The sequence below is a fragment of the Stenotrophomonas sp. 05L44_2 genome, from assembly GCF_056665995.1.
In genome coordinates this window covers 1-2,377 of the sequence record NZ_JBFTNR010000652.1, presented here as the reverse complement: position 1 = coordinate 2,377, position 2,377 = coordinate 1, and the positions used below count along the sequence as shown (strand labels likewise).

Here is a 2,377-nt window from a genome sequence, read left to right as displayed (position 1 = left end):
GTGTAACAGCCCGGGCTGAACGGGGCCGAATGCCCCCGGGGGTCGGACCCCTTTCCGCAGGAAAGGGCTCTGCCCCCACCCGGGCGCGTCCAGGCCTGTGACGGCCGTCGCTCGCATTTCGTAAAACTTTCATTAAAATCGGCGGTCGGACGACATGAGGTCGCCACGGACTGCCGCACAGGTGGGCCGCCAATGGACTGAAATTCACAGGAATTCCCATGCGCAAGATCCTGATCGTGGCCGCCCTGCTGGCCGCTGCCCCGTTCTCGGCCTCCGCCGACGCCCTGAGCTATACCTACGTCGAAGGCGGCTGGACCCAGGTCAAGACCGACGACGACGTGTTCAACGACCCGAAGGTTGATGGTGGTTACGTGCGCGGTTCGATCGCGCTGGCCGAGCAGGTGCACGTGTTCGGCGRCTGGAACTACGGCAGCAAGTCGTACGACTACGACTACGGCTCGATGAAGCTCAAGCTGAACCAGCCGGAGCTGGGCATCGGTTACCACATGCCTTTCAGCGACCGCGTCGACTACACCGCCGACATCGCCTGGGTCCGCCAGCAGGCTGAAATCACCGTCAAGGACGTGGACTACGGCCGCTTCAGCGTGAAGGACCACACCAACCTGGTGCGCGCCACCATGGGCCTGCGTGGCAAGCCTTCGCGCATGACCGAAGCCTGGATCAAGGCCGGTTACATGGACGGCGGCAATGAATTCAAGGGCACCTGGGTCGGCACCGTCGGCGGCCAGATCAACTTCACCCGGACCTGGGGCCTGGTGGGCGAGATCTCCGGCTACCGCGACGTCACCCAGTACTCGGCCGGCGTGCGCGCCAGCTTCTGATTGCCCGATCCTCGTCGTGCGATCGAACGGGCTCCGCAAGGGGCCCGTTTTTTGTTGGCCGTCGCGCGCAATACGCTTGGCTGCGGCACGCCATCGAATGCAATGACAATTGCGCTAGGCTTGCCGCCCTCTGGAACAGGAACACCGTCATGRAGACCCCGATCCGCGGCCTGCTGGCCACCGCACTGCTGTGCGCCCCGATGTTCGCCGCGGCCGCCCCGGCGCAGCTGACCCCCGAACAGACCTTCGATCTGTACGCACGCGCATTGCTGGAAGACGATGCCGCCGCCACGCGCACGCTCAACGATGCATTGAAGCCGGCCTTCGACGGCCAGGATTCGGTAACGCCGGTGCCGGGCATGATGGCCCAGGCCCTGGCCGAGCCGTGGCAGACGGTGCTGGCCGTGGCCGGAGTGAAGGGTGATCCCGCAGCGGCGGAAGCGATGTACGCCAAGGCGCTGAAGGCCTCGCAGTGCCGTGCCACGCGCAGCACGGTGGAAGACAACGAATTCGTGGACGACCAGAAGATCGCCAAGGTCGATTTCAGCTGCCAGCTGGCCGACCTGGGCAGCGTGCAGCCGTTGTTCCTGGCCAGCCTGACGGGTGAGGACAAGGCTCCGCGCGCGCGCTTCACCGAGGCCTATACCCAGGCCCTGCAGAGTGGCCCGCGCAAGGCCGTGACCGGCACCCTCACCCTGTACACCGCCAAGGACAAGGGCTACTGGTACAGCAGCAACTTCGATGATCTGGTGGGCCCGGTGCTGGATGCGCTGGCGCCGTTCGATGGCTGGATGCAGGACGTTGAAGCAGCCAAGGCACCGAAGGTGACCGGCGTGCCGGCCTGCGATCTGCTGCTGCAGCAGCACCGCAGCTGCGTGGCGAAGATCGCACCGGACCAGATCAGCGGTGTGGATGCGATGACCGAAGAGTTGAAGGCCAAGACGCAGGTGATGTCGGCCGAGGAAATGACGCAGGAGTGCAAGGCACTGCGTCCGATGGCCGAGATGATGTGGACCGACGAATGCGCCTGAGAGGGTCATGTTGAAGACATGGGGGCTGGCAGCGCTGCTGCTGGCCTTCAGTAGTGCGCGGGCAGGTTCTGCGGCATTGCCGGACGCGCAGATATTCGACCTGTTTGCGCAGGTGATCGTGCACGGCGATGCGCCTGCACAGCGTGCGTTGGCGCAGTACATGCAAGGCGACAAGGGTGTGGCCATCGCTGCGGCCCTGGCCGGTGTGAGCCACCTGGACGACGCACCGGAAATGGCCGATTGGCCGCAGGCGGCGGCCGCGCTGCGTGCGCGGCAGGCCTCGGTACGATGCACGACCGACAGCGTGCAGTACCCGCACGGGCCTGACGGTGACAGTGCCTTGGTGGACTACCGTTGCACCCTGCCGGATCTGATGGCGCTGCTGCCCGTGTATCGGCAACACCCGGTGCCGTTCAATGGCCCGCACCCGCCACAGATGGCGCCGGCACTGGCGGCGGCGTACACGCAGCTGCTCGCCGATGCGCCGGATCGGGAGCGGAATGT

At 65.6% G+C, this 2,377-nt stretch carries 3 protein-coding genes; all 3 read left to right on the top strand.

All coding sequences use genetic code 11. From position 1 onward, the window contains the following. The first annotated feature begins 218 nt into the window (after window positions 1-218). The gene (locus AC1VAN_RS18775) at window positions 219-842 is read left to right on the top strand and encodes an outer membrane beta-barrel protein (RefSeq protein ID WP_480986435.1); all 624 of its coding nucleotides are present in this window, start codon (window positions 219-221) and stop codon (window positions 840-842) included. Between the two features lie 149 nt (window positions 843-991). After that, a complete protein-coding gene (locus AC1VAN_RS18770) occupies window positions 992-1,873 on the top strand; it encodes a hypothetical protein (RefSeq protein WP_480986434.1) in 882 nt (293 codons plus the stop codon). A 7-nt stretch (window positions 1,874-1,880) separates the two neighbouring features. Beyond that, the coding region (locus AC1VAN_RS18765; RefSeq protein WP_480986433.1) for a hypothetical protein at window positions 1,881-2,377 on the top strand (497 nt) is incomplete at its 3' end.